The 20434-nt window shown below is 48.9% G+C and carries 18 protein-coding genes and 1 pseudogene; 6 read left to right on the top strand and 13 right to left on the bottom strand.

Annotated elements, in window-relative coordinates; genetic code table 11:
- Window positions 1-28: 28 nt before the first annotated feature.
- Complete coding sequence (locus ABD980_RS10795) at window positions 29-499, bottom strand: HugZ family pyridoxamine 5'-phosphate oxidase (protein WP_260649714.1); 471 nt, start codon at window positions 497-499, stop codon at window positions 29-31.
- Between the two features lie 63 nt (window positions 500-562).
- Between ABD980_RS10795 and bioF the strand changes: the two are divergent.
- The 5 genes and pseudogenes from bioF to ABD980_RS10820 all read left to right on the top strand — a co-directional run bounded on the left by bioF (window position 563) and on the right by ABD980_RS10820 (window position 4136).
- A pseudogene (gene bioF, locus ABD980_RS10800) lies at window positions 563-1723 on the top strand (8-amino-7-oxononanoate synthase).
- A complete protein-coding gene (locus ABD980_RS10805; RefSeq protein ID WP_345371646.1) occupies window positions 1720-2379 on the top strand; it encodes an alpha/beta fold hydrolase in 660 nt (219 codons plus the stop codon). The pseudogene bioF and the gene ABD980_RS10805 overlap by 4 nt, the downstream one beginning before the upstream one ends.
- The gene (gene bioD, locus ABD980_RS10810) at window positions 2376-3068 is read left to right on the top strand and encodes a dethiobiotin synthase (RefSeq protein ID WP_345371648.1); all 693 of its coding nucleotides are present in this window, start codon (window positions 2376-2378) and stop codon (window positions 3066-3068) included. The genes ABD980_RS10805 and bioD overlap by 4 nt, the downstream gene beginning before the upstream one ends.
- Window positions 3065-3709, top strand: a complete 645-nt coding sequence (locus ABD980_RS10815; protein WP_345371650.1) for an aminotransferase class III-fold pyridoxal phosphate-dependent enzyme — start codon at window positions 3065-3067, stop codon at window positions 3707-3709. The genes bioD and ABD980_RS10815 overlap by 4 nt, the downstream gene beginning before the upstream one ends.
- Window positions 3624-4136 carry an aminotransferase class III-fold pyridoxal phosphate-dependent enzyme gene (locus tag ABD980_RS10820; RefSeq protein WP_345371652.1) on the top strand — a complete coding sequence of 171 codons (513 nt, stop codon included), beginning with the start codon at window positions 3624-3626 and terminating at the stop codon, window positions 4134-4136. The genes ABD980_RS10815 and ABD980_RS10820 overlap by 86 nt, the downstream gene beginning before the upstream one ends.
- 27 nt (window positions 4137-4163) lie before the next feature.
- On the opposite strand, the gene dbpA is transcribed toward ABD980_RS10820, so the two are convergent.
- Window positions 4164-5549, bottom strand: a complete 1386-nt coding sequence (gene dbpA, locus ABD980_RS10825; RefSeq protein ID WP_345371654.1) for an ATP-dependent RNA helicase DbpA — start codon at window positions 5547-5549, stop codon at window positions 4164-4166.
- Window positions 5550-5668: 119 nt separating this feature from the next.
- Between dbpA and ABD980_RS10830 the strand changes: the two genes are divergently transcribed.
- Window positions 5669-6694, top strand: a complete 1026-nt coding sequence (locus ABD980_RS10830) for a PTS sugar transporter subunit IIC (protein WP_345371656.1) — start codon at window positions 5669-5671, stop codon at window positions 6692-6694.
- 24 nt (window positions 6695-6718) lie between these two features.
- Here the strand turns inward: ABD980_RS10830 and tssF are convergent, their stop codons facing one another.
- The 11 genes from tssF to ABD980_RS10885 form a co-directional block, all read right to left on the bottom strand.
- On the bottom strand, window positions 6719-8662 hold the full coding sequence (gene tssF / locus ABD980_RS10835; RefSeq protein WP_345371658.1) for a type VI secretion system baseplate subunit TssF: 1944 nt from the start codon (window positions 8660-8662) through the stop codon (window positions 6719-6721).
- Window positions 8663-8683: 21 nt separating this feature from the next.
- Entirely contained in the window at window positions 8684-9271 is a 588-nt protein-coding gene (locus ABD980_RS10840) for a DUF3540 domain-containing protein (protein WP_300646670.1), read from the bottom strand.
- A gap of 12 nt (window positions 9272-9283) precedes the next feature.
- On the bottom strand, window positions 9284-9826 hold the full coding sequence (gene tssE, locus ABD980_RS10845; protein WP_345371661.1) for a type VI secretion system baseplate subunit TssE: 543 nt from the start codon (window positions 9824-9826) through the stop codon (window positions 9284-9286).
- A 58-nt stretch (window positions 9827-9884) separates the two neighbouring features.
- Window positions 9885-10370: an Hcp family type VI secretion system effector gene (locus ABD980_RS10850; protein ID WP_260649703.1), complete on the bottom strand. Its 486-nt coding sequence runs from the start codon at window positions 10368-10370 to the stop codon at window positions 9885-9887.
- A 102-nt stretch (window positions 10371-10472) separates the two neighbouring features.
- Window positions 10473-11969, bottom strand: coding sequence for a type VI secretion system contractile sheath large subunit (gene tssC / locus ABD980_RS10855; RefSeq protein ID WP_260649702.1), 1497 nt, complete (start codon window positions 11967-11969; stop codon window positions 10473-10475).
- A gap of 11 nt (window positions 11970-11980) precedes the next feature.
- Window positions 11981-12532 carry a type VI secretion system contractile sheath small subunit gene (gene tssB, locus ABD980_RS10860; protein WP_300646666.1) on the bottom strand — a complete coding sequence of 184 codons (552 nt, stop codon included), beginning with the start codon at window positions 12530-12532 and terminating at the stop codon, window positions 11981-11983.
- A 41-nt stretch (window positions 12533-12573) separates the two neighbouring features.
- On the bottom strand, window positions 12574-13569 hold the full coding sequence (gene tssA / locus ABD980_RS10865; RefSeq protein WP_345371666.1) for a type VI secretion system protein TssA: 996 nt from the start codon (window positions 13567-13569) through the stop codon (window positions 12574-12576).
- A 104-nt stretch (window positions 13570-13673) separates the two neighbouring features.
- A complete protein-coding gene (locus ABD980_RS10870; protein ID WP_345371668.1) occupies window positions 13674-14924 on the bottom strand; it encodes a PEGA domain-containing protein in 1251 nt (416 codons plus the stop codon).
- Window positions 14921-15643, bottom strand: a complete 723-nt coding sequence (gene tagF, locus ABD980_RS10875; protein WP_300646662.1) for a type VI secretion system-associated protein TagF — start codon at window positions 15641-15643, stop codon at window positions 14921-14923. Before tagF ends, ABD980_RS10870 begins: the two co-directional genes overlap by 4 nt.
- A 3-nt stretch (window positions 15644-15646) precedes the next feature.
- Window positions 15647-19243, bottom strand: a complete 3597-nt coding sequence (tssM, locus tag ABD980_RS10880) for a type VI secretion system membrane subunit TssM (protein WP_345371671.1) — start codon at window positions 19241-19243, stop codon at window positions 15647-15649.
- Complete coding sequence (locus ABD980_RS10885) at window positions 19240-20433, bottom strand: DotU family type VI secretion system protein (protein ID WP_300646659.1); 1194 nt, start codon at window positions 20431-20433, stop codon at window positions 19240-19242. The genes tssM and ABD980_RS10885 overlap by 4 nt, the downstream gene beginning before the upstream one ends.
- Between the last annotated feature and the right edge of the window lies 1 nt (window position 20434).

Raw genomic sequence — 20434 nt, forward strand, 5'->3', positions numbered from 1 at the left:
TAGCCCCTTGGTCTCCAAGGGGCTTTTTTTATCCTAGTAGTTGATTCTGGGGCAAATGGCGTGCCTGACCAAAGCCCGCGACCAATCGTCCTTGTGTGGGCGAGAGCGCCACTAAATTAAAATCCTTAAAATCAAACAAAAAAGCCATATCGGGAAAGCGCTGAATATACACGCTTTGTGCTGGCTCCCACTCAGGCGATGATTTGGATAAAAACCGAGCTTGCACCTGATAGCTGACGCGAGCCAAATCATGGACTGGCTCACCTACACGCTCCGCGGCACAGACTCCAATCGAGGCCAAGGGACGAGCTTGTAAATGCTGTGTATGTGCAGCTAAAGCACTAATATGGATCAACAATGTATGCGTTTGCTTACACACTGCAAACGGTACCGTTGAAATAAACGGGTGTCCTTGTTCATCCAGAGTAGCTAAACTAGCAATACGCTGCTGCGTTAACAAATGCGCTAATACGACCTGCCAGCTCGATGAATCTGTCATGTTTTTACCTTTATGCTATGGTTGCTTGAGTTAAACTTATTTGCTTTGATTACTGTTTTGCTCATGCAACATCGTATCCAACAACGTCTGCAACAACAACACGCGCACCAGCGCTATCGCCAACGTCCGCTCTTAACCGGACCTCAAAGCACACAAACCACCTTGGGGCAGCAAGCGGTGGTTAATTTCAGCGCTAATGATTATTTAGGTTTGGCCAACCACCCCAAGGTCATTCATGCTCTACAGCAAGGGGCAGAAAAATGGGGCGTAGGCGCCGGTGCAGCGCATTTAGTATCTGGGCACTTGTCACCCCACGAAGACCTAGAGCAAGCTTTAGCCTCTCTGACAAACCGTCCTCGCGCCCTACTGTTTTCGACTGGCTATATGGCCAACCTTGCAGTTATCAGTAGCCTTATGGAAAAAACGGATACAGCGCTGCATGACCGTCTTAACCATGCGTCTTTACTTGATGGTGGGCGCTTGGCGGGCTGCCGTTTCTTACGCTATCAACATGTGGATATGGATCACCTGCAATAGCGCCTACAACGCGCAAAAGGTAAAACGCTGATTGTTAGCGACGGGGTATTTAGCATGGATGGTGATATCGCCCCCCTGCACGAACTGGTTCATATTGCCCAGCAACATCAAAGCTTATTGATGATTGACGACGCCCATGGCTTCGGCGTACTCGGTCAAAAAGGTGCGGGTAGCATAGAAGAAGCCGCCTTAACCACAGACAAGGTTCCCATTTTAATGGGGACCCTAGGTAAAGCGCTAGGGACCTCTGGGGCTTTTGTCGCTGGTGATACCGCACTGATTGAGTACCTGATCCAGTTTGCACGGCCTTATATTTATACTACCGCCTCTTCGCCCGCACTAGCTTGTGCCAGCTTAGCGGCATTAGAGCTGTTAGAGCAAGAAGCCTGGCGACGCCAGCATTTGCACGCACTAATCCAGTATTTTCAATCTCGGGCACAACACTATGCGCTTCCCGTTATGCCTAGTCGCACTCCAATTCAGCCTATTGTGATTGGGGATAACGCACAAACGATGCGGCTCGCTCAAGCACTGCAGGTGCATGGTTTTTTAGTGGGGGCGATTCGTCCGCCCACCGTGCCCGAGGGCTCGGCCCGCTTACGTATTACCTTAAGCGCGGCTCACCAGCCTGAACACATTGACGCGCTGTTAATGACCTTACAACGCTTATGGAAACCTCAGTCATGACCCCGATTTATTTACTTAACGGTTGGGGCATGAATCAACATGTGTTGACGCCCTTACAACAAGCACTCGAACTCCCTGAGCAACAGCTACTTTGCATGCGGGATTATATCGCTAAAGATCTAGCTCATAGCCTACAGCATTTGCGCGCACGCATCCCCCCACAGTCCATTGTTATTGGTTGGTCGCTAGGGGTCATGCTAGCCCTGCAATTGGCTTTATCGCACCCCCTACGTGCTGTCATCACCCTAGGTAATGAGTGTGCACGCATTTTACGCCCAGGAGGGTATTTTTTATTCAGTAGTGTGCTTGAGGGCAGCCTCTACGAGCTCAAAAACAGCTGGGCTCAAGTCGACGATGCGCAACATGTAAATCATTTTCGAACGGCATCGGCCTATACCCAACTTTGCCAAGCCAGTCCCCTTGTCATACAACACTTACATGCCCAAGAGTATGTGTATTTTTATGATCATTTACGGCAATTGCGCCATGAGCTAAAACAACTCGGAGCCAATCACCTGCATGCAGGACGACGCCCTCACTTGGCCGCCAAAGACCGTTTACAACGATTACAAGCCGCGTATGATACCTATAGAAGACCACAAGGCTTACCTGCCACGTGGCATATTATTCACTTATTACTTAGAAAACCATCATGAGCAACCCGGCTTTTTTTATAACTGGCACTGATACCGACGCCGGTAAAACCACCATTGCCGGCGGTTTGTTATACGCCGCCCAGCAACAGGGGCTAAGCACGCTTGCCACCAAACCAGTGGCCTCTGGCTGTTCGCTAAGCCCTGAAGGCTTACGTAATGCTGATGCGCTGCATCTGCAGGCTTACTCCACCGTCTCTGCCGCCTATGAGGAAATCAACCCTTTTGCCTTTGAGCCTCCGATTGCCCCACATATCGCAGCCGCCAAAGAAAATCGCTTGCTTAACACGGCCAGCCTACTGCCTAAGGTTCAAGCAATCTTAGCCAAAGGGGCGGATTTTACTTTAGTAGAAGGTGCCGGCGGGTGGCATGTGCCTTTAAATCAAACGGAAAGACTGTCCGATCTCGCCTTGCAACTCCAGCTTCCTGTAATTTTAGTCGTAGGAATTCGTTTAGGCTGCATTAACCATGCCTTATTGACCATGGATGCTATCCAACACGCCGGATTACCTTTAGCCGGGTGGGTAGCGAATCAAATCGAACCGCATACCGAAGCCGCCCAAGAAAACATTGATTGTTTAAAAATAAGCATGCGTGCCCCGTGTTTAGGGGTAATTCCTCATCAGCCACATCTAACAGCGGCGGATGTCGCACAACATATCGATTTATCTCCTTTATTGTCAAAAGCATGAACAACGATCTTAACGCTCAATGGATGCAACGTGACTTAGCTGTGCTCTGGCACCCTTGTACCCAAATGAAGGATCACGAGTGTATCCCCTTAATCCCGATTCAACGCGCCCAAGGCCTTTATTTAGAAGACTTTAATGGAAATCGTTATCTAGATGCGATTAGCTCTTGGTGGACGACTTTGTTTGGGCATTGTCACCCCTACATTAATGAGCGCATCAAAGCTCAGGTCGACACTTTAGAGCATGTTATGTTAGCGGGCTTTAGTCATCAGCCGGTTATTGAGCTTTCCGAGCGCTTAGTCCACATCACGCCCACGGGCTTAAATCGTGTTTTTTATGCTGACAATGGCTCCTCAAGTATTGAGGTGGCGCTAAAAATGAGTCTGCATTATTGGCGCAATCAGGGCCAAAGCTGGGAGGACTATAGCCGCCATATGTTTACCCATATGGAAAAAGCGCTTGCTGAGCATCACCATCATATTGCTGCGGTTATCCTTGAGCCTTTAGTGCAAGGGGCTGCAGGCATGTGTATGTATCACCCTCACCCCCGATTTCATGGTGCTTTCCAAAGGGCTTACCGGTGGCTACTTGCCTTTAGCAGCCGTACTTACCACCGACACCGTCTACGAAGCGTTTTATGACGATTATGAAAAACTCAATGGTTTTTTGCATTCGCACACGCACACAGGCAACCCCTTAGCTTGTGCCGCTGCCCTAGCGACCTTAGACTTAATTGAGCAAGAAAACATCATCCAAAAAAACCAACAAACAGCGCAATATATGGCACAAGCCACGGCACACCTTCATGATCACCCACATGTTGCCGAGGTACGCCAAACTGGCATGATTCTTGCTATTGAAATGGTCAAGGACAAAGCAAGTAAAACCCCATTTGACTGGCGAGAACGCCGCGGGCTACGTGTTTTTAATCACGCTCTTAGCCAAGGCGTATTATTACGTCCCCTAGGAAATGTGATTTATTTTATGCCCCCGTATATTATCGAGAAATCACATATCGATCTTCTCGCTCAGGTCGCCAGCGACGGTATTGATCTAGCCGTACGCTAACCCAAAGCTGGCTCCATGCCAGCTTGTTTAGCTATTACGCACAAAATGCGCTTTAAAACGTTTACCTTTGATGCCATGACGCAATAAGCGATCTAAGGCTAACGCTGCCACTTCTGTTGCGATGGCGACATGACTCACCACCATCCCGACCTGTATTTTGCCGACATGATCTTTATCTAAGCCGGCATCACCAGTTAGGGCTCCCAAAATATCACCGGGGCGTAATTTATCCCGCTTCCCCCCAATGATGACAACCGTTTTCATGGGAGCGCTATGAGGGCGCGCTTGGCGGCTTGCTGGCGGCAACACACCCACCCCAGTATCAATCCCAGCTTGCTGTAATAACTGAAGCAACGGCTTATCTTTTGCCTCAAAAAAGCTTAAGGCAACCCCCGTTTGATCGGCTCTTCCGGTACGACCAATGCGGTGGATATAACTTTCCACTTGATGTGGTAGCTCCACATTGATGACTACCGGCAGCCCCTGAATATCTAGGCCTCGTGCAGCCACATCCGTAGCCACTAAAATTGAGCAGCTATGATTCGCAAACTGGATTAAGACCTCATCCCGTTGCCGCTGATCTAAATCCCCATGTAAAGCCAGAGCGCTAAAACCTAGACTACGCAAATAATCGCACAGCTGATCGCTCACCAGTTTGGTATTACAAAACAATAAAGCAGAAGTAGGCTGATGGTGCAACAGTAAACGAACCACGGCATCAAAGCGCTCCTCTGCCGCAACAGCATAAAAATAATGTTGCACTGGCACGCTTGTTAATTCGGTTTGCACTTGTACATGGATCGCATCCCTTACAAAACGCGTGGCGTCCTTATCCACATGATCGGGATACGTCGCAGAAAATAAAAGCGTTTGCCGTTGACGCGGGCATAGCGCCTCGATGTGAGACATCTCGTCGTAAAAGCCCATGTCAATCATACGATCGGCTTCATCAAGCACTAACATCGACACCGCGGACACATCCAGGCTTTGTCTTTCTAGATGATCCAGCACACGACCTGGCGTTCCCACCACAATATGAACCCCGTGGGCTAAAGAGTCGGCCTGGCGTTGCACTGGCGTGCCACCCGTTAGTGTCATAATTTTACAGTTAGGCATAGCACGCGCCAGCTGGCGCATTTCCTCGGCTACCTGCGCTGCGAGCTCTCGCGTAGGGCACAGCACCAAAGCCTGAGGCTGTCGTAGCGTGGTATCCAGCTGTTGTAAAACCCCCAACGCAAACGCAGCGGTTTTACCACTCCCTGTTTTGGCTTGAGCAATCACATCACGGCCTTCTAGAATAGGCGGCAAACTTTGTGCCTGTACCGGTGTCATCTGTTGCCACCCCAATTGTGTCACCGTATCTAATAATGCTGGCTGTAAAGCCAAGGTTGAAAACAACGTTTGTGCGGTCATGCCTGTTCCCAAAAAAATAATGCTTTCATTGTATCGCGCTCGCTACATTTCATAAGAACTAAATCTTTTTTGCTAAAGAAAACGCTACAATGTGAATTCTATTTTATTTTATGCTCACTTTGAGTCTAAATCATATGCGCGACTTCCTTGCTCGTAAAAACATTGAGTTCTCAATACGCCGCTATGGCATAGAAACCATGAACTACATGACCTTGGGTCTGTTTGGTTCATTAATTATTGGCTTAATTTTAAAAACCACGGGAAACTGGTTAGGCTGGGATTGGCTCGTTGATATTGGGGGTCTGGCGCAAGCTGGCTTGGGTGCTGCCATTGGGGTGGGCGTAGCCTATGGTTTACAAGCGCCCCCAATGGTCATTTTTAGTAGCGCCATGGTTGGCTCGCTTGCTATTAGTGTGGGCGGTGGGCCGGTAGGCGCTTTTGTCGCTGTCGCGCTTAGCAGTGAGCTGAGTAAACTTGTCCATAAAACTACGCCCATTGATATTATTGTCACTCCTGCTACCGCTCTGATCACTGGTATGTTAACAGCACAGTGGGTAGCCTCCTATTTAGGCGAGCTGATGCGTGCTACAGGACAAACCATTGAATGGGCAATGACTTTACAGCCCTTTTTTATGAGTATAGTGATCGCTGTGATTATGGGTATGGTACTCACTGGCCCTACTTCCAGCGCTGCCGTGGCCATTTCTTTAGACCTTAGCGGGCTTGCGGCTGGTGCTGCCACCGTCGGCTGCTGTGCCCAAATGATCGGCTTTGCCGCCATGAGCTATAAAGAAAACGGCACCTCTGGTTTACTTGGTATAGGTCTAGGCACAAGCATGCTACAGCTTCCTAACATTATCCGTAACCCATGGATTTGGCTACCCCCAATTATGACGGCCGCACTCTTAGCCCCGATCGGCACACTGGTGTTTCAGATGAAAAACATACCCAGTGGCGCCGGCATGGGAACCAGCGGCCTTGTTGGCCAAGTGGGCACGCTCGCCGCTATGGGGCAAACAAGCGAGGTTTGGCTAGCTATCGCGCTGATGCATTTTATTTTACCCGCCTTGGTTTGTCTGAGCATCAGTTATGGCCTCAAACGCTGTGGAAAAATCCATCCTGGCGACTTAACACTGCAAGCCTAAGCATCGGTTGACGCCATTGCCATGTTAAAACTGGGGGCGAGAGCCCCCACGCACGGGCCATTGTTTAATCCGTCCCCGTTGAACCGAATGCAGCTCACATTGCACCAACATATTGATCCCTACACTACGGCTCAGGTAGTACTCCAACACCGCCCCGAGCAGATAAGCACTATCCCCCGCTAAAGCACGCTCATCTACAGTAATGCTTATCCTGACCCCTCTCCCATACACAATCGGCCCAGGTATAGCCAACCGCTGATGTATCACCTCTGTACGCACATCTTGAATCGCTTGCGACAATAAAGCAAAATGACTCGGCGCATGATGCGCATGTAACTGGAGCAAGCTGCGCAAATAAGCCACGCTTTGCTGTGCACTTAATGTCTCTAAGCCTATGTACTGTTGTTCTAGCTGCCCAATTAACCGCCAAGCGTATTCGCCTTGTGCTAATGCCGGCTGGGGAGCTGTTGGTGCACATAAAATGCGTATGCTGGTTACGGGAGCCGAAATGGTTTTTAAAACAAAATCCTGCTCACTACCATATGGCATTAACAAAGGAAGATCCCGATTACTACACCACACCATCGCCGCCAAGTGGCGTAGCTCAGGCGCAAAAGGCGCCTGCGACTGATCCACCAGTTGCAGATATACTTCGCTGCCTACATACCGGCTCCGTTCACCTTGTTGCTGGGAGCTGTGCGCAGATGGTAGGCGGTCTTGACGTTGAATACTAAAATAACGCCCCCCATTTCCTATATCACTTGCCCTATTTTGATAAAAAGGACGAAACACCTGCTCGCGCACCCCATCTTGAAGAGCATAAGCATGTAAATGCTCAATACTATAAACTTCAAAGTCCAAAGGGCGTGTTTTATCAACCACTAAATGATAACGATGCGCATCCGACTGCATCACGATACGATCGGCTTGGCGCCGCACTAAATTAATGGCCGGCGTGCAATGCAAAGCAAACTGCTCTGGTTGCAAGCGGCTTTCAATTTCTGGAGCCGCTTGCGCTAATAAAAAACTGATGCAAAATTGACGGGGCTGTTGCTCTCGTAGCAAAGGATCATCAAGGTTTGCCAGAGCGGGAGGTAAACGTAATGCCTGCGCCAACCCGTTCACACTAAAGAATAAAAACCGTTCAGGTAGCGCAAAATACTCCTGCAGCACACGGTGCCCCTGAAATTGACGCATCTCAACAGGCAGCAATGCTTGGTTTTCTTGAAAGCCCTCTTGCTGTAAAGCACTAGGCGCTAAGGCATGAGCCCAGCGCAGCGGCCGTTCGGCATCATGGCAGATAAGGCCCACCGTTTGGGTCATAATCCAAGCCAATAACGCCTGCATGGCGTGGCTTTGCCCATGCAAATACATCATTAATTGAGGCAAACGCAACTCTTTAAGCAACACACCGCCTTGCAATGAAAAACGTAAGGTCAGCACACGTTGAATCGAGGTTACCGGGGCATCACGCCCATGCTTACTTTGTGCCCAAACCTGTTTTAGCCCGTCATCCAGCACACTTGTGTTAACCGCCTCCACGTGCAATGGCGTTAACTGCACATCTTGGGCCGTGGTAAATTCTGGTGCAGTCTGTTCGCCTTTAGGTACACGCCCACGTAAGACCGTACCACGCGGCACATTTACCCCTTTAGCTAAATTACCATGGGTAAAGCTAGGGGTGCATTGCACTACAGTCATAGAAGGCAAGGGTGCTGTGTAGCTAGGCGATAACACATCCAACAAGCTCTGCGTCAGCTGCGGGTACTGTGCATCCATTTTCATTTGAATGCGCGCAGTTAAAAAACTAAAGCCCTCTAGTAGCCGCTCTACATATGGGTCAGCGACCTCTATGCCCTGCATCCCTAAACGGCCGGCAATTTTAGGATGTTGTTGCGCAAACTCTTGCCCCATCTCGCGCATAAAGGCGAGCTCATTATTATAATAATCTAAAAATGACGGTTTCACCCTACACCACCCTATCTGTATTTAACCCATATGGATTTGTTTGCCATCCACTTTCACGATTTCTTTGGCTGTCATTGACGTGAACTCTGCATGTAGGCGTAATGCTTGTTCGGCTTGCATATCCACTGTGCCCGCACGACTTTTTTCTACCTCTTTGGTCACGCGCACACTTCGTCGACTCAAACTACGTAATCGATCACACGTTCGTTCATAGACACGGGCAAACAGCTGCGTCCAACCTACATGAGCTGTAATTTTTTCCCCCACATACTGCAACTGCTCTACCTGCCAGTTGGCTTGCTGCGTGCGCATATCGAACTGCGGTGCCTGCACGGTCACCGCTCCGGCAAAGTCCATCACACTTTGTTGGGGCTGCGCCTGCTCAATCACAGCGAGTAAATAAACCCGCTGTGCATCCGGTCCACTGATTAAAACGGTATCCCCAAGTGCAGGCTGCAGCAAGCAACTGGCCGCCCGCGTGCAGATCCACGCTTTGCCATCACAGACAACGGTATACAGTGCTTTTTCTTTGCTTTCAATCACTTGAACCACACCGATCAAATGCACTGGATCATATAACGGGTAAAGCTGTGGTTGTGGCCTTAACATGTTTTTTCCTTTTTATTTAGAAAATGCGGACTCGTGATGCACCAAATCGAATTCAGGTAGGCGGTCCATTTCCTCAACCCGGATCTGGCTGGTTTCTAAATCGATTTCTGTCCGAATTAAAAGCTCTCGTGGATACGGGTTTGCCCACAGTTGTCCTTTAATAAACAGCGCAATCACATTATGGTGCGCTAAATCGGTTGCAGCACTTAAACAACGCACTATCAAGCCCTGAGGAAGTATACGTGGCTCAAACTGTAATATTGCGGTACGTACTGCCTGTTCTATCTCATCCCACTCCACATCTGAAACCCGTTTGCCTGCCAATGCCGCCACCCCGTAATTCAAAGTGCTGCTTTGAACATGCGGGTAGGATTGCAAAGATTGCTGTGCCTCTAAACTAATGGTGTTCAATAGCCAACCTAAATCACGTAATACCGCTTGTTTTAACTGAGTTACATTTAATGCTACCGGCTGACCTTCCTGTTTTTCCGGTGCATTGTCTTCCAATCGATCCAATAATGCCGGCTGTAAACGCACGTTAGTCTGTCGGAACATCACTCACATCTCAATAACGTTAAAGGGCCGCTTTAAGCGGCCCCTCACTATGTCTAGGCTAAGCGCTTAACTTATTCTGTTTAATGTCGTAACCGACCACAGACTCTGCACCTTTGCCACCCTTATCGGTCTGCTCCCAGTACTGCTGCTTCACTTTAGCTGCTTGGAAAGCATAACTTACCTCTACCGCATCACCGTCCTGTACACCACGGTATTGCACAGAGGTCACTAATACATCCTCTAAAGTAATGCGGGTGTACTCCACCTGCTCTCCACCTGCTTTACAAACAGAGACTTCGATTTTGCCCAAGTGCTTGCCAGTCGCACAGTGCTTTAACACAGCAGGCGTCGCGCGATCAATCAACGCCACCACATGCAAGTCATTAAAACTGGCTTTACCGGTACCACCACCACCGCCCGCTGACATCGAGCCCGGCTGCGTCGCACCCCACGCAAACGACTGAATATCAACCCAATCTTTGTGGTTGGCATCTTTAGATTCGCCATTGGCTCCTTCAATTTTCATGAACATATCAACTGCCACAGTACTTCTCCCTATAAACGTATAAGTACAATTAAAATGAATAGAGGTAGGACTACCTCGCTGCATACGGGCTTGAGATCATTACACCAATTTAGCTTTAACCTATGTCTCGTTCTGCTTTAACGAAGGCAGCTTTGAGACCAAACGCAATGACACCGTTAAGCCTTCTAACTGATAATGTGGTCGTAAAAAGAAGCGTGCGGCATAATAGCCTGGGTTATCTTCGATTTCTTGGACCTGAACTTCGGCAGCGGCCAGTGGCTTACGCGCTTTAGTTTCTTGGGATGAGTTCACCGGATCCCCGTCCACATAATTCATAATCCAATCATTAAGCCAACGCTCCATGTCATCACGCTCTTGAAAAGAGCCAACCTTGTCGCGCACAATGCATTTCAAATAATGCGCAAAGCGGCAGCAAGCAAAAAGATAAGGTAGGCGTGCTGCTAAACGTGCATTGGCAGTTGCATCGGCATCGTGGTACTCGGCCGGTTTTTGTAAAGACTGTGCTCCAATAAAAGCAGCAAAGTCTGAATTCTTTCTATGCACCAAGGGCATAAAACCATTTTTAGCTAATTCCGCCTCGCGCCGGTCACTGATGGCAATTTCCGTCGGACATTTCATATCTACCCCACCATCATCCGTGGGAAAAGTATGAGTAGGAAGATTCACGACCGCGCCACCGGACTCCACCCCACGTATAGATGTACACCAGCCATATTCTTTGAACGAGCGATTAATATTAGCGGCCATGGCATAGGCTGAATTCGCCCAGGTATATTTGCTGTGATCTTCCCCATCGGTGCTTTCTTCAAAGTCAAACGCATCCACGGGATTAGTACGCGCTCCGTAAGGCAGACGCGCTAAAAACCGTGGCATGGTCAGCCCAATGTAACGCGCGTCTTCAGATTCGCGTAAGCTACGCCAAGCGGCATACTCTGTATTCGTAAAAATCTTACTTAAATCACGAGGGTTCGCTAGCTCCTGCCAACTTTCCATCTGCATTACGGCTGGGTCTGCCCCGGTAATAAAAGGACAATGGGCTGCAGCACTAATCCGTGCCATTTCACCTAAAAGCTCTACATCGGGCGCACTATGATCAAAATGATAGTCACCGACAATGCAGCCAATTGGCTCGCCACCAAACTGACCATACTCAGACTCATATACCTGCTTAAAAATAGGACTTTGATCCCACGCTACCCCTTTGTAACGCTTTAAGGTCCGGCCTAATTCACGCTTACTAATACACATAAAACGAATTTTGAGTTGTTCATCCGTTTCCGTGTTATTAATCAGATAATGCAAACCGCGCCAAGCCCCTTCTAGCTGCTGAAACTGCTCGTGATGCAAAATGGTATTTATTTGCTCGGTGAGTTTTTGGTCAATTTCAGTAATAATGGCCTGAATCGTGGCATAAGCATCACTAGCATGGTGCACTGTCTGGCTTAATGCTTGTTGGGCTAACGTTTGAACAGCCGCTTCTACGGCACTGCGCGCCTGATCCGTTTTGGGCTTGAATTCTTTTTGTAATAACTGACTGAGCTCATCAGTTGCTACTGTAGTAGCGGCGGGGGTTTGACTAAGCTGTTGTTCCAACATAACTGCCTCTCCTAGGGTTGCACGCTTGACGCGTTATGCCCATCATCATCCTCGGTAGAATTCGCATCGCCAGTCGTCGGCAATGCTTGAGCAGCTAAACTATTTAATAAAGCTGGATTAGCTAAGACTTGCTCAATAAGCGCTTCCGCACCTGTTTTACCGTCCATATAGGTCAATAGGTTCGCTAACTGCGTTCGAGCCTCCAGCAGCGCACGCAATGGTTCGATTTTCTTTGCTAGCTGAGCTGGCTCAAAGTCCTCCATGCTCTCAAAAGTCAAATCCACTTGAAGCTGTCCCTCTCCTTGCAGCGTATTCGGTACCTGAAAAGCCACCCGGGGGGAGACAGCCTTGACGCGCTCATCAAAGTTATCAATATCGATATCCATGAATTTTCTTTCCGCCACGGCTGGCTGCTCAACATGCGACTTACCTGCTAAATCGGCCATCACAGCCATCACAAAAGGCAATTGAATGGTACGCTCTGCACCATAAACCTCAACGTCATATTCAATTTGCACGCGAGGAGCGCGATTACGCGCAATAAATTTCTGGCCGCTACTCATTGGTTGACTCCTTGTTAATCCTAAAGCTGGCTTAGTTCGACTTATTCAGACTCTTTAGGCATCCACGCCTCAAACTGCTCTGCACTGGCCGGCATCAGGTTTTGTAAAATTTCAGGAAAGCGCATAGGAATAGTTTGCTGCACTCGCCGTAACAAAAAGGGGGCGGGGTGACTAGGCTCATGCATTTCAAAATAACTACAGATTTTTTCAATAGCTTCTAGAGCTTGCTCACGGCTTTGTATAACTACGTCTTGCCAGGCTTGTACTTTTTCTTCTGGCGGAGTTGTCACCGTCGGCGCAGAAAAAATCACCTGCTCTTGCACATCGGATACGTCCTCGTTTGGTGATTCCTGCTTCACCAAAGCAAACTGAGTTAACGTTTTAAAACTGCTTTGTACCGCACTAAAATCGGGCACCCACTCTTGACCTAAATGCTGCTGCACACAATCTTGTATCGCTATCAGCTGCTGCTCTATGTGCAAAAGCTGACTCATACCCGAGTGCGGGTCACTCTGCATCTGACGCAGCAACTCTTGAAGTCGTAATTTGCCACCAGCGAACAACTCGGCTTTTGTACCTTCTAGTACATGTTCAGCATCGCGCAGGCTCAACTCACCATGGGGCGTACTTAATAAAACACTCGCTCGAACGGCTTTGAGTATTCCTTCTGCGTCCACAAAAGCCCCCAACGCGTTCATCCGAAGAAAAGGATCAAACTCCCCTTCTTCCTCTAGACGTGGATGCACAGTGTGCCAATGTTGCTGCAAAAGCTCATGCAAAAGCGTTAACCCCTGGGCATAAGCCACCAAACCATAACGCTCCACATGGGCCCAGACATACAGCAACAACACCCGTAAATCCGCCGTTTGCGCCAATAGGATTTCAGCTTGTTTTAAGACATGCCCCCATTCAGGCGCTTGAGCCTCGATGATGGTGTCACCAAACTGCTGCTCCGGCTTTTCAATAGCGCTCTGTTGCAAAGCCAAAAACTGTGGATCATACTCAAGGTTCTCTCCCCCTTGATTCTGCTGCCACATTTGCAGGAGCGCCTCTTTGTCATAAATAGTCATTTCAGTATTGTAAAAGCCCAATATTAAATTTATATTTCATTGATTTATATAAATAAAATAAAAATCAAACGCTAAAATTTATGTCTTATTGTTACAGATTGACCCGCTTCGATTTCTATGGTCGCTTGATAAGGTGTTAAATCCCCGTTGCGTATTTGCAAACGATGCTTACCCGCTTTCAGTTTGAGTTCTTTTAATGGCGGGCTTGCTCCTTGCCGGCGACCGTTCACATACACATCCCCCCATGGCAGTACTGCGATACGTAAGGTTCCCGTGGCTCCCGTGGCGGCAGGCTTAGGCGATGATGTCGGTGCCGGCGCAGCCAGTTTTGGCTCAGCAGGCGGGCTTGCCACCAGCTCCAGCGCTAATGCTTTAGATACCGGATCCAGAGTCGGACCTAAGACTTCCAGCTCTTCAATTAACACCTTCTGTTCAGGCCATATCTCTGCGTTCTCAATTGAATCCACATCTTCAGAAATAAGCGTCTTTGAAGAAGGCTCCTGCCATTCCTTTTCCGCTGCGACCTGTTGATGAAATGGCTCGTCCATTGATGCTAGCGGCGTCTCTATAACTGGAGCAGGTTTCTGCCATAGCCCATAAGCCCACGCCCCCACCCCTACCGCCCCAAGAAAAAATAAGGCATACAGCGTCCGCCTCTGCCAAGTTGTAGAAACAGCACCTACAATCGGTGCAGGTGGCGTCGGTGCTGATGACGTCGGTGCCGGCTGCGTGACAGGCAAAGCAGCCACTGCCGCCGACTCTTCTAGGAGCACAGTAGACGCTGCCACTGACTGTGATAAAGTCTGACCTAAGTAAAGTAAAAACTCTTCAATAGACGCTAAGCGCAATGCAGGATCCTGCTCGGTTGCCAAGTCAATCGCACGCAATAACCGCGGCTCAATCCCTTCTACCTCCATGTCATACAGTGCGGGTAAGGGCTCCAACCAACGTGTGCTCGCAATGGGTGGCAAACGTTTTAACAGCAAACTGCGCAATAACATACCAAGCCCGTATACGTCGACAGCGGGGCCTATGGGCCATGACGGCTCTTGTGCCATCAATTCAAACGCCAACCAAGGCGAATCAATGGCGGGGGTTTGCTCTAACAAATACCAGTTACCTTGCTCATCGATATAACAATGCTCAGGATCCCATTGCGCATAAAGCTGCCCCTGTTGGTGGCGTTGGTGCAAAGCTGTGCCAAGACAAAGCGCCCATTGTGTTAAATGCGACGCGGCTACCGGCTGCTGCCAAATCGTACTTTGTACAAGAGGCACAGCATCCGATGGCGCCTGATGAAAAAAATACACTTGTGCTGTCACGAGCGCACCCCAAATAAACGTTGAAATAATAATGGGGTTAAGCGCCCCCCATGAACCACAGCTCGATGTGCAGCTCCAGTAGCCTGATTCGTCCACCAATAGCTATGCATCGTCTGCGGATGAAAACAATCCACTAGCTCTGGCCAAGCCAAAGGATCTTCTTCCAGCTGCATTAAAGGTGGACGCTCATGACCGGCATTTAATATCGATAAAATCGCCCCATCGCTCTCTCCATTGACTAAAGGCTGGTGCAGCATCGCTGTCATACAGGGTGCGAGCTCTACCAAAAACGCATCAAATTGCGGTACTGAATAACGCTGCTGAATGGCTTGATAAGCCAAACGTCCCATCTGCTGAAAGTAGCGTGCTGCGCCCTGTAAGAGTGTTTTTTGATAGCACTGAGTAGGAATCTGTAAAGTAATCACTAAGGGATAAATACGACCTACCCGATCCAGACTAGGAGCCAAGCACCCCATCTGCATAAAAGCTCCCCCCTCGAGCAATGAGGCGGGTAAAACAAAATTCCACACAGGCGCCGTTGGGTAACAATGCGCCTCATTCACCGCTTGTTTATAAGGCAATAAACTTTGTTCTATCCATTGATGCCAAAACTGAATACGCCCACTATCTATGCGTCGATGCACAAAATCCCCGGCTGCGGGCAGCTTGCCATACCAGCCTAGCTGCTGATACAGCCCATCAAGGTCTAATGACTCCATAGATCATCCTTTTTCTGGACAACGAAATGCCTTAAGCTCAGGCAAAGCAAATGGGCTACGCGCAGAATAAGCACGCCATTCGAGACTCACTGTTCTTCCCCCTAAATCAAAAGTAGCAATCATGGTTTCTGGCGAGCGCCCTTGGCGTACCGATTGCGCTTGGTCCAGTAGGCGGTGCAACGCCCACGGCCCCTGAGCACTAATACCTGAGCGCCCTTTCTGAGGCATCACACTTAACATCACCTGATGGCTACCTCGCTCACCGGGCCATTGCACAGTAGTGGCTACCTGTGGCCCATGCGCGTAATGGATACTTTGTCCATCCACATCTAAATTGAGCTGACGAATACGAGCGTCCATGTCTACCACTCGCACTGCCACTTGAAATGATGGTTGTGCTTGCCCTGCTGCAAAAAACACATCTCGAATCACAGCTGCCTGCTCAAAAGCACGTAAATAGCGCGTGGCATTACCTTGACGACCATCCATGCCCGGCTTAAAGCGTAATCGTTGTCCAGACCGGTCCACCAAAGCCGCTAATTCATTATTAAAAAACTGCTCCATCATTTGCCCTGGACCAAAAAAACGGGCGAAATCATTCGGTGCAGCATCTAATTGACTCTTCGTAAATGGATAACGTCCTGCTAAAGTGCGTCGACAATAGTTCCCCAATACGGCATTCACATCCTCACCTACTTGCTGCTGTCGCACTTGTTTAACCGCTCCTGCCGCATCCTGTGCCATATGCTTTAGCATCTGCCCTACCGTATCCGGCATGCGTCCCGCTTCTGCTTGCAACTTGCTTAGCACCTCACTGGGCGGCAATGGGCTTTGGCTGCGCAAGGCGGAATCCGCTGCCGTTAAGTAGGTATATAACTCGTTAAGTAATGCTAAAGTACCTTGAATGGGCGCGGGTGCTCCGGCATTTACAGGCTGAGCTAACTCGTGATAGCGCACAAAATGCCGATCAACCATTTGCTCTAAGCGCTCTGGTGTCGCATCAATACGCACCGCCCCTTCTAAACCTATGGGCCCAAACATTTGCTCTAAGTTTTGAGTGGAACTGGTTACACGCTCTTTAGCTCGGTCTAATATTGAACGCTGGTATTGCTGATCCTCTCGCAACAAAGTAGTTTCATAGGCCACGTTTTGCACAAAACGCTGTAGCGGTGAATTAGAAGCAGAAACACTGCGTACCAGCTCAATTGCATCGATTAAATGCTTAGGGGTACGGATGCGTACGTCCTCTAAAAATGTATCCCACCGCTGCACATAATCCGCAAAATATAAGCGTTTAACTTCGGTTATCACGGTAGCGCGCGGTTGCTGCTGCCGCTGGTTGACGGCTAACACCCAAGCATCATCAGCATGAAGCTGATTAGCAACGCCCTCCACGCGTTTAGCAAATACATTCCAATAGCCGTTATAAGAAAAAAGCCCAGGGATTCCTTCGTTGAGTGCAGCATCACTTTGGCGTTCAAACACCGTGGTCGCTTCTGCCCCCGCCAAAGACACCAAGCTGCTCTCTTTTAATTCTGAAGACGCATATAAACGTAATAAGCGACTATAAATGCGCTCGGCCAAGCCAAACTGATCAAGCTGCGCACGACGCTCCGCGACCAAGGCTTCATTTTGTGCAAATGGCGAATGCAACACCTGTGGCGCTAACAAATGCTCTAAATGCATCCCCAAACGCTCATATTGCGCGCGGGTATAATCCGCGGGCAATTGCGGTTGCAACAAACGCAACACCCATTGCTTGAGGAACACCGCATCATAGCGCTGCGCATCATAGATCATTAAATAGGCTCGTAATGCCTCATACGTTTGCTCTATGTCCTGCACAGAGGCTTCCTGCAATCCAGACTCAATCAAACGCGCTACTTGTGGCCAGAGTTGCTGGCTTAACACACGCTCATACACCGCCTGATTAGCACTTTGAATTTTGTTACCTTGATATAAGCCAGCCGCGTATGCCAAAGGGCGTTGTGGTGGATAAAAATCATCACCCGCCGCTATCTCCCAATTTGCATTCAAATATGGCATTAAGCCCAACACATCGGTGCCTTTTTCAATCCGTGTTTGTTGAGCAAGCTCTTCTACTTGAGGAATACGCTGTGCTACTTGGACCAAGTAGTGCTGATTATTCTGATAACTTACCCACCACCACCCAAATAACCCAAACAATACCGCCGCGCTTAAGCCATAAGCCACCCACTGTAATCGTCGGTATTGCTGCTCCCATTTCATATTTAAGCCTGCTAGCGCCGACTCTTTAAAAACCACCTCTTTCAAAAAACGATGTAAGAAATAGCTTTTTCCTTCTGCTGCTACGTCGGCAGAAGCTGTGGAGGAGCGCAAGCTCAACGCCGAAGACAAGGCTTGACCGACAGGATCAAATGGCTCACCGCCTTGCGTACCGCTTGTAAAATACACACCTCGTGGTTGCAAACCTGGCGCCAAACGTGAGCTAATAAATACCTCACTTAAAAAATAGCCTAAAGTATCTTTAATGGCGGCAAACTGCTGTGGGAGCAAAAAAGCCTCTGCCCGTTGCGCTGGATCCTGCGGTACAGCTAATACATCTGGCAAAGCTTGCTCTAAGCGTTGCTGTAATAAATCGAACTCTTGCTGATAATGGGGCAACAAGTCAAAATCAGGCCGTTGGCTTTGCTCATAAGCAAAACTAAACCCCCAAACTTGCTCTAAGCTAGCACGATCGGCTTGGGCAAAATAAGCCTCAAAACCACTAAGTAAATCCATTTTGGTAATCAGCACGTATACCGGAAAATGGATGCCTAGCTGCTGCTGTAATTCGTGTAAGCGCTGCCGTAAAACCGCTGCATGCTGTAAACGGTCGGTATCATTCGCTCCAAGTAAGTCCGCTAAACTAATGGTTAAAATAATGCCATTTAATGGCTGCCGCTTACGATACCGCAGCAACAAATGTAAAAAACCCTGCCACTCTTTTTCATCCCCAGTAGGATCGCTTTCATGTGTGGTATAACGCCCAGCAGTATCCAGTAACACCGCTTCATCCGTAAACCACCAATCACAATTACGTGTCCCACCCACCCCTTTTAACGCGGTTTTACCAAAGGTATCTGCTAGCGGAAAAGTGAGCCCTGCATTGACTAAAGCCGTGGTTTTACCAGAGCCCGGCGCCCCGATAAACATATACCAAGGCAACTGATATAAATAATGCGGTAAAAACCGCTCTAACCACTTGATTTTGCCCTGTCCAGTAAAACGTACTTTACGTAGACGCTCCAGGGCTTCATCAAAACGCTGCTGCAAAACCAACACCTCTGCCTGTTCGGTTGGCGACGCTACAGCTTCTTTACGACTCGGTTTACGCAGTTGCTTTAATAACTGCGCATTTAAACGTCCCTCACGCCATTTACGCCATACCCAACGTAATAAGTAACCTCCTAAAATTAAGGAAATTAATGACAACCGCGCGACTGAACTTTCTAAGGGATACCATTGGTTAATAGCCAACGCAGGGCCCGCCACCCATATCACATAACATAACGCCAGCAGCCCTAACAGCACCCAAAGCGTGCGACTCCTTATCAAACCAAATAGCCGCATCATCATGGCGCTTCTCCTACAGACTGATTAGTGCTGGGGATCAGCAGCATAATTTCGACACGACGATTTCTAGCCCGATTTTCTGCTGTGGTATTCGGAACCAAAGGGTTCGCCTCACCCTTGCCTTCGGCTCGTACACGCGCAGAATCTATAAGCCGCTGGTTCAATAAATTTTTTACGGCATCCGCTCGTGCTTGCGATAGCTCCCAATTAGAAGGAAAACGCAGTGTTCTAATGGGGACATTGTCACTGTACCCCGTCACCAAAATGACCCCTTGTGTACTATTTAAAGCATCGGCAACTCGGCTTAACACTGGCACATAAGCATTACGCACACGGTCCGAACCAGATTCAAATAAGCCATCCCCACGCAACACCACTACGCTCCGGTCTGCCTCATCTCGAACCGTTAACAAGTCCTCTCTGATCTCCGCCTCTAAATAATGCGCCAAGCGTGCTGGCGCAGCAGGCAAAGAAGCAGGAGCTTGTTGCTCACTTATGGCCATGGTGGGCGTAGCCAATGCCACAATTTTTTGAAATAGAGGATTAGAGCGATCACTTAATGACCAGCTAAACCCAATATAAATAGCCAGTGCTACCGCGCCAGCCAATGCCGCCGCAGCCCAAAGTGGAACAGGAAGACGCTGTATTTTTTTCAGTACCGGTTTATCTTGCCAATGAGGAGAGAGTGGCTCTAAATACGCAGGCGTTACACTTTTTAGACTCAACAGTAATCGCTGCTTAATGGTTTGTAACTGCGCTCTACCGTTATCAACCACACGATAACGTCCCTCAAACCCTAAGGCCAAACAGTAATACAACAAAAGCAATAGCTCTTTATACGCAGCGGGGTTCTGACTCAATTTAGCTAACAGATGAAAAAACTTCTCCCCACCCCAGGTTTCATTATGAAAAGTCACAAGCAAACTATTTGTGGACCACGCGCCCCCACTGCCCCACGGACTAAGCGCCGCCGCTTCATCCAACACAGTACACAAACAATAACGTGCGCCTAAAATCACCTCGTTGCTCATCCCAGCCTGTTGCGCTCGCAGCTCAAACTGGCGGATTTCATCAATAAGGCGCAAGCGCAACTGCATAGGATTCGGGTGACTTTCACTTTGCTGTATTTGAGTTAATAGCAATAACAAAGGGTTCGCCGCTTGCAGCAATGGGCTTGCTGTAATATCTTGCATC

Origin of the sequence: Paenalcaligenes hermetiae (assembly GCF_039543645.1) — a bacterium.
Taxonomy (GTDB): Bacteria; Pseudomonadota; Gammaproteobacteria; order Burkholderiales; family Burkholderiaceae_B; genus Paenalcaligenes; species Paenalcaligenes hermetiae.

Coding starts and splice junctions, on each gene's coding strand:
- ABD980_RS10795 (WP_260649714.1), bottom strand. CDS start 499: ATGACAGATTCATCGAGCTGGCAGGTCGTATTAGCGCATTTGTTAACG.
- ABD980_RS10805 (WP_345371646.1), top strand. CDS start 1,720: ATGACCCCGATTTATTTACTTAACGGTTGGGGCATGAATCAACATGTG.
- bioD (WP_345371648.1), top strand. CDS start 2,376: ATGAGCAACCCGGCTTTTTTTATAACTGGCACTGATACCGACGCCGGT.
- ABD980_RS10815 (WP_345371650.1), top strand. CDS start 3,065: ATGAACAACGATCTTAACGCTCAATGGATGCAACGTGACTTAGCTGTG.
- ABD980_RS10820 (WP_345371652.1), top strand. CDS start 3,624: ATGGTGCTTTCCAAAGGGCTTACCGGTGGCTACTTGCCTTTAGCAGCC.
- dbpA (WP_345371654.1), bottom strand. CDS start 5,549: ATGACCGCACAAACGTTGTTTTCAACCTTGGCTTTACAGCCAGCATTA.
- ABD980_RS10840 (WP_300646670.1), bottom strand. CDS start 9,271: ATGTTAAGGCCACAACCACAGCTTTACCCGTTATATGATCCAGTGCAT.
- tssE (WP_345371661.1), bottom strand. CDS start 9,826: ATGTTCCGACAGACTAACGTGCGTTTACAGCCGGCATTATTGGATCGA.
- tssC (WP_260649702.1), bottom strand. CDS start 11,969: ATGTTGGAACAACAGCTTAGTCAAACCCCCGCCGCTACTACAGTAGCA.
- tssB (WP_300646666.1), bottom strand. CDS start 12,532: ATGAGTAGCGGCCAGAAATTTATTGCGCGTAATCGCGCTCCTCGCGTG.
- tssA (WP_345371666.1), bottom strand. CDS start 13,569: ATGTGGCAGCAGAATCAAGGGGGAGAGAACCTTGAGTATGATCCACAG.
- tagF (WP_300646662.1), bottom strand. CDS start 15,643: ATGGAGTCATTAGACCTTGATGGGCTGTATCAGCAGCTAGGCTGGTAT.
- tssM (WP_345371671.1), bottom strand. CDS start 19,243: ATGATGATGCGGCTATTTGGTTTGATAAGGAGTCGCACGCTTTGGGTG.
- ABD980_RS10885 (WP_300646659.1), bottom strand. CDS start 20,433: ATGCAAGATATTACAGCAAGCCCATTGCTGCAAGCGGCGAACCCTTTG.